General features: G+C 66.1%; 5 protein-coding genes and 1 pseudogene. 5 read left to right on the forward strand and 1 reads right to left on the reverse strand.

Annotated features, from left to right (window positions below; genetic code table 11):
• Positions 1–54: 54 nt before the first annotated feature.
• The 5 genes and pseudogenes from AC2VOU_RS02925 to AC2VOU_RS02945 form a co-directional block, all read left to right on the forward strand.
• Positions 55–1,233: pseudogene (locus AC2VOU_RS02925) on the forward strand (cellulase family glycosylhydrolase); the annotation flags it as partial.
• Positions 1,234–1,320: 87 nt separating this feature from the next.
• Positions 1,321–2,289: a methyltransferase domain-containing protein gene (locus AC2VOU_RS02930; protein WP_486956017.1), complete on the forward strand. Its 969-nt coding sequence runs from the start codon at positions 1,321–1,323 to the stop codon at positions 2,287–2,289.
• Entirely contained in the window at positions 2,289–3,455 is a 1,167-nt protein-coding gene (locus AC2VOU_RS02935; protein WP_486956018.1) for a THUMP-like domain-containing protein, read from the forward strand. The genes AC2VOU_RS02930 and AC2VOU_RS02935 overlap by 1 nt, the downstream gene beginning before the upstream one ends.
• Before the next feature lie 433 nt (positions 3,456–3,888).
• A complete protein-coding gene (locus AC2VOU_RS02940; RefSeq protein WP_486956015.1) occupies positions 3,889–4,698 on the forward strand; it encodes a hypothetical protein in 810 nt (269 codons plus the stop codon).
• Positions 4,699–4,861: 163 nt separating this feature from the next.
• Complete coding sequence (locus AC2VOU_RS02945; RefSeq protein WP_486956016.1) at positions 4,862–5,569, forward strand: esterase; 708 nt, start codon at positions 4,862–4,864, stop codon at positions 5,567–5,569.
• Here the strand turns inward: AC2VOU_RS02945 and AC2VOU_RS02950 are convergent.
• The gene (locus tag AC2VOU_RS02950; protein WP_486956019.1) at positions 5,566–6,843 is read right to left on the reverse strand and encodes an outer membrane protein assembly factor BamB family protein; all 1,278 of its coding nucleotides are present in this window, start codon (positions 6,841–6,843) and stop codon (positions 5,566–5,568) included. The two genes, AC2VOU_RS02945 and AC2VOU_RS02950, sit on opposite strands and share 4 nt — an antisense overlap.
• Positions 6,844–6,956 lie beyond the last annotated feature (113 nt).

Below are 6,956 nucleotides of genomic sequence, written 5' to 3' on the forward strand. Positions count from 1 at the left end.
GGTTTCGGCGCCAACGACGCAGCCTTCCTCGCCGCCAACTGATTCAACGCGGTCCGGGTGGGCGTCATCTGGTCCTATCTGGAGCCCGAGCCCGGCGTCTTCAACACCGCCTACCTCGACTCGATCGAGTCGACCGTGCAGACCCTGGGCAACCACGGGATCTACAGCATCCTCGACTTCCATCAGGACGCGTACGGCAGCGCATTCGGCGGCGAAGGCGCGCCGGCGTGGGCGACCGAGACCGGCGGTGCGGCCAACCCGTCGCTGCCCTTCCCGTACAACGAGTTCTTCAATCCTGCCGAGACCCAGGCCTGGGATTCGTTCTGGTCGAATGCCGATGCACCGAATGGCGCTGGGCTAGAGGACGATTACGCGCAGATGCTGCAGTACGTCGCCAGCGCGTTCAACGGCAATTCCGACGTGGTCGGCTTCGAGCTGATGAACGAACCGGAGGCAGGCTCGCAGACACTGCCGGCCCTGTTCGGCAGCTCATACTTCGACAGCCAGCAACTGACCCCGTTCTACGACCAGGCGGCGGACGCGATTCGATCCGTCGACCCGAGCACGCCGATCTTCTACGAGCCCAGCGTCCTGTTCGGCACCGGCGTGCCCACGCACCTGGGCACCGTCGACGCCACCAACACCGTCTTCTCTTTCCATGATTACTGCGAGTACGACCTCGGGCCGCTGGGCTGCGTGCCGAACGTCGCCAACATCGCCGACAACGCGCTGAAATATGCTGATGCACAAGGAATTCCGGCGTTCATGACCGAGTTCGGGGCCAGCAGCGACCAGACCGAGCTCGCTGACCCGATGGACGCCGCCGGCCAGCATCTGATCGGCTGGACGGAGTGGGCCTACTCCAGCCAGGGTGACATCACCACCACCGCGTCGCCGCCGAGCTCCGAATCGCTGGTGTACAACCCCGAACTGCCACCGACCGGCGACAACGTCAACACCGCGAACCTGGAGACGCTGGCCGAGCCCTACCCGCAGCTGATTTCGGGCACCCCGATTTCCTACTCGTTCGACAACGGCACCTTCGACTTCAGCTACTCCACCGAGGAGGCCGATGGCCTGGGCAGCTTCCCCGCGGGCGCGCAGACCACCATCTCGGTGCCGACCGTCGAATTCCCGAACGGCTACGCGGTGAGCGTCACCGGGGGAGAGGTCGTCTCTGCCCCCAACGCTGCCGACCTGGTCATCGCCTCGAACGCCGGTGCAAGCACCGTCACCGTCACCGTGAGCCCCGTCGCACCGTCGCGGGCGGCCGAAGAGAGCGAGCAGGCCCGGCGACGCGCTCCGATAAGCTGGACGACCATGACCAGTACCAACCCGGCGCCGCAGCCGTGCGCCACCGCCGAGCAGGTCGAGGCCGCCCGCCACGACAGCAAGCTGGCCCAGGTCCTCTATCACGACTGGGAAGCCGAGAACTACGACGAGAAATGGTCGATCTCCTACGACCAGCGCTGCATCGACTACGCCCGGGACTGCTTCAACACCGTCGTTCCCGACGACGAGATTCACCGCCTGCCCTACGCGAATGCCCTCGAGCTGGGCTGCGGCAGCGGCTTCTTTCTGCTCAACCTGATCCAGTCCGGCGTGGCACGGCGCGGCTCGGTCACCGACCTGTCGCCGGGCATGGTCAAGGTCGCCACCCGCAACGGACAGTCGCTGGGACTGGACATCGACGGTCGGGTCGCCGACGCCGAGCGCATTCCCTACGACGACAATTCCTTCGACCTGGTCGTCGGACATGCTGTGCTACACCACATCCCAGACGTCGAGCTGACGTTGCGAGAGGTTCTTCGCGTGCTGCGGCCCGGTGGCCGATTCGTGTTCGCCGGCGAGCCGACCACGGTCGGCAACAGCTACGCGCGCGCCCTGTCGACGCTGACCTGGCGGGTCGCGACCAACGCCGCCAAGCTGCCTGGGCTCGACGGTTGGCGACGTCCGCAGGCTGAGCTCGACGAATCCTCGCGCGCTGCCGCTTTGGAGTCGATCGTTGATCTGCACACCTTCTTCCCGGCCGAGCTGGAAAAGATGGCCAGATCCGCCGGCGCCGTCGACGTCGACACCGCGACCGTCGAATTCACCGCCGCGATGCTCGGCTGGCCGTTGCGGACCTTCGAATACGCGGTGCAGCCCGACAAGCTGGGCTGGGCCTGGGCCAAGTTCGCGTTCACCAGCTGGAAGGTGCTCAGCTGGGCCGACGCCAACGTCTGGCGCCGCTTGGTACCGAAGGGCTGGTTCTACAACGTCGAGATCACCGGGGTCAAGCCGTCCTGATCTTCGGCCTCGGCGACGTCGCCTACCTGACGTCCGACGAGGGCTCGGTTGCGCTGGCCGCGGTCGACGCCGTGCCGCTGACCGACCGGGTCGGCGACATCGCAAGGCTGCGAAAGCGATTCGGTGACCGCACGCCGGTGTTGGTCGAGACGGTGTTGCTGCGCCGCCGCGCATCGGCAAAGCTCGCCGAGCTGGCCGGAACTCACGGTTGGCTGTTCACCGACGAGGCGCTGCAGCAGGCCAGCGCCGGGCCGGTCGCCCTGCATCGAGCGAGGCGGCTGTCCGGCACCGTGATTCACGATGTGACCTGCTCGGTCGGTACCGAGCTGGCGGCGCTGCGTGGATCGGCCAGCCGGGTGGTCGGCAGCGACATCGACCCGGTGCGGCTGGCGATGGCGCGGCACAACCTGGGCGACAGCGTGGGCCTCTGCCGAGCCGACGCGCTGCATCCGATTACGCGCGACGCCGTGGTGGTCGCCGACCCGGCGCGACGAAGTGGCGGTCGGCGGCGGTTCGACCCGCGCGACTATCAGCCCGCCCTCGACGAGCTGATCGAGGCCTATCGGGGCCGGGAATTGGTCGTCAAATGCGCACCCGGAGTCGATTTCGGGGCGCTGGCCCCACTCGGTTTCGATGGCGAGATCGAGGTCACCTCCTATCGCGGCTCGGTCCGGGAAGCCTGCCTGTGGTCGACGGGTCTGAGTGAGCCGGGTGTTCGCCGGCGGGCCAGCATGTTGGACCGTGAGGAGCAGATCACCGACGCCGATCCGGACGATTGCCCGGTACGGCCGGTGGGCCGGTGGATCGTCGATCCCGACGGCGCGGTGGTCCGCGCCGGATTGGTCCGGCACTTTGCGGCGAGGTACGGGCTGTGGCAGCTCGACCCGATGATCGCCTACCTGTCGGGCGACGAATTGCCAGCGGGCGTGCGAGGGTTCGAGGTTCTCGAGCAGTTGGCGTTCGACGAGCGGCGGCTCCGACGCGCGTTGGCGGCGCTCGACTGCGGGGTGCTGGAGATCCTGGTCCGCGGTGTGGAGGTCGATCCGGATGTGCTGCGTCGGCGGTTGACGCCGCGTGGCGGCCAGTCGCTGACAGTGGTCATCACCCGGATCGGGGCGGGCGCGACAGCCCAGGGCACCGCGTTCATCTGCCGTCCATCGCGATGACCCCGAAACAGTGGCGCAATATCTCCCCATGAGCTGCGACGGGATCGTGCCGCAGACTTACGTGAGCGGGCCGGCGACAGTCCAGATCCGAGGACGCAGCTCGTGGCCTTGGTAATTCAACCCTTTGATCCGGATACATAGACGGTATCTCTGACATCCATCTTGGCGGCCACCTAAGTTGTTGTCGTGCCGGGGGCAAACTGGCGGTCGCTGATCATGATCAAAATCCTGCAAAATGCTCCTACTGCCCACGTAGTTCAGCACGTGGAACCTGTTTTGACCGGCCGAATAAGGGCTGAGGGATTTTTCTATAATTATCAGACTTTGTTCGAACAGAATTGACGCTGACGCATAAGCTATGGTCACTCGGTGCGGTGGGCGCCGACAGCTATTAAAAGTGCGCACATCGCGCGTTGGGGGAAGGGGAAAATCAATGAGGACCGCTCGTGCTTGGACTCGGCTGGCAGTGCTGGCCGTCGGGTTGGGTATCGGGGGAGCGCTTGCCGCTACCCCTGGGATGGCGTCGGCCGATTCATCCTCCGATTGGTTGTCGGCAGTCGACAGCGTTCTCGGCGGTGGGGCATCGTCAGCGTCGGACACCACTCCGGCATTGAACCTGGCTATCTCGTTTGACGGAATCACGCTGTTCCAGGATGGCACTGCGTACGCGCACTCGGGAACCGACGGTGACATCGCCATCGCCAACGGCGCCGGCGCGAACGCCTACGCATTCGGCACCGACAACTATGCCAGCGTCGACGGCACCGATTCTACCGCTGTGGCCGGCGCAACCAGCGACACGATGGCCGGCACCTCGGCCGACAGCACGGCCTTCGTGTTCGGCAACGACAGCAGCGGATGGGCCGGAACAACCGATCCCACGAATCCGGGCAGCTTCGACTACGCCGTCATCTTCGGTAACAATGACACCGGCTGGTCCGGCGGCGACGCGGCAGGGTCCGGCAGCTACGACGGCTCCTACTCCGAAGGTAACAGCCTCGTGACCGCCTACGCGCAAGGCAGCGACCATCTCGTCGACATCGTGAAGTTCTACGGCGACAGTGGGTCGACGACGTCCACCGCCGCGGCCGCCGAGAGCACCAACTTGATGGCGACCACGGATCCCGCCGGTGCACTGGGCGACGGCCAGGCCTTGTGGGCCGACGTGCTCTCGGCCTTCGATGGCGCGGGGACCGCAGCGGATGTCAGCAACCTGTGGACAGAGCTCACGACGCTGTTTTAACGGACCCGCCAGCCCGGTCAGCGGCCGCCGTTGGGGAGGACGTGGCCGCTGACCGGGGCAGGCGATCATCAGCGAGACGTTTGCAGGCCGTCGAGACGGGGGGCCAGGTACGCTGGCGGCACGGCATTTCAGCCGTTCTGAGTCTGCGAGGACGAGACGACCGATGCGCAAGATCATGTCGGCCGCGTTGATAGCGGCCGGAGCCTTGCTGAACTGGTCCTGCGGCCCGATCGCCGCAGCGGATTCCGCGTGCGCCAACTTGGGCGGAGCACTTCAGGACGGCCAAACATGCGTCGTGCATACGGTGACCCCCACCTACACGGTGAACATGTCTTTTCCGGCGGACTATCCGGACCAGGCGCTGACCGATTTCCTCGGCCAGAATCGCGACGGGTTCGTCAACGTCGCGCAGACGTCAGCGCAGACGTCCGGCCCGCGTGATGTGCCCTATCAAATGGAAGTGACGTCCGAGCAGTACCATTCCGGCCAGCTGCCCGGCGGAACCCGCAGCGTGGTGCTCAAAGTCTTCGAAGACCTCGGGGGTCCGCGGCCGTCGAGCTTCTACAAAAGCTTCAACTACGACATGGCGGGGCAAAAGGCGATCACCTTCGACACGCTTTTCGCGCCGAATACCAAGCCGCTCGATTCCATTTTCCCGATCGTGCAACGAGAGGTGGGAAAACAAACAGGCCTCGGTGCCGCCATTTCGCCCGCGTCTGGATTAGATGCCGCGCATTACCAAAACCTTGCGATCACTGACGATGAACTGATCTTCTACTTCGCTGCCGGCGAACTGCTGCCGTCGTTGGCCGGCCCCAGCCAGGTTCACGTCCCCCGCGACGCGATCCCGCCGCTGGCCATCAAGAGTTAGCTCGGCGCGAAGCTGTATACCTGACCGTCGCTGGTGGCAGCCACGACGCGGCGATCGCGACCGACCGAGACGCCGACGGGGTAACCGGTCGCCTCGGGCAGCGGGTAGCTGTTGAGCGTGCGGCCGCTGCCGGGATCGAACACCAGCAGCGTCATGCCCCGGGCTCCTTCACCCGGCCCGCCGGTCACCACCGCGTAGGCAACCCCACGCCCAGCCAGACTCGACGTCGAGAGCGGGCTGACGTCGTTCCGTCGCCAGACCTGCTGAGCGTGGTCGCCGGCGTCCTTGAACGCGACCAGGCGTGTGTCCGGGCCGCCGCCCGAGACGATCAACCCATCCGGCGTCACCGACGGCGGCGTCTGTGCCAGGAAGTTCAGCGGAACCGACCATTTCGGCTTCCCGTCGGACGCATGCAGTGCCCACAGGCGCTGGTCGCGGCCGTTGACGTAAATCGTGGCGCCATCGCCGGATACCACCGGACTGGCCTGGACACCGTCGGCGACGGCGTTGCTAGTCCATTCCCGGGTCAGCAACGGACTCTGGCCGGGGTGGTACTTGAGCCCGACCAGGCCCGGCGCCGGGGCACCCGGTTCCCACAGTCCGATCACCACCATCCCGCTGTCCTTGGCGAATGCCGGGGCGGCTGCGACGGGGCAGCCCTCCTTGGCCGGTCCGCAGTCCGCCAGCCCTCGGGTGAAGTCGCTCGGGTCGACGTTGTCCACCAGGTCCACCGAGTTGCCGATCACCGTTCCGCGATGGCCGTCGAAAACCTGCACCTGGCCGAGATGTGTGACCACCAAAACGTGACCGCGTCCGAGAATCCTCGGCGTGGACGGCAATCCCATGACAGGGCGACGCCAACGAATCCACTGCGTGACGGGGAAGGACAGGATGGCTCCGGGCTGGCCGACGTAGAGATTGTCGAAACCGTCGAACAGTGGGCCGGAGATGCCGCCGCCCTGATACAGCCGGGTGCACCAACGCTGCCGCCCGTTGTCGTCGTTCTCCCACTCCATCAGCGAACAGCCGCCCGGCGTTTGCGCGTTTGCGGCAAGCCAATTGCGCGAACTCAGTGCCACCGACGACGCCAGCGATCCCTTGACCGAGCGGGTCCAGCGCAGGCTCAACCTGTCGGCCCCGGGGGTCGCGCTATAGCTGCTGTTGGCGGCGTCGCCGTACTGCGCGGGCCAACCTTCAGCCGGCACGGTGTCGACCCAGGTGTCGGTGTTGCCGCATCCAGCGGCCAGTGCCGTCAGAAGGATCGCCGACGCCACTGATGTCCAGTGCCGCAGTGCACGGCGGGGAGTCGGCCGGGACACGGTGTGGTTCCCACATCCTTCCGCGACGCGATGGCATGGCGACCATCAGCCGATATCGAGTACAGCCG

It is taken from the genome of Mycobacterium sp. TH-M25 (assembly GCF_057473665.1).

Bases quoted from the DNA above. Each gene is read 5' to 3' on its own strand.
- AC2VOU_RS02930 (WP_486956017.1), top strand. From the start codon at position 1,321: ATGACCAGTACCAACCCGGCGCCGCAGCCGTGCGCCACCGCCGAGCAG.
- AC2VOU_RS02940 (WP_486956015.1), top strand. From the start codon at position 3,889: ATGAGGACCGCTCGTGCTTGGACTCGGCTGGCAGTGCTGGCCGTCGGG.
- AC2VOU_RS02945 (WP_486956016.1), top strand. From the start codon at position 4,862: ATGCGCAAGATCATGTCGGCCGCGTTGATAGCGGCCGGAGCCTTGCTG.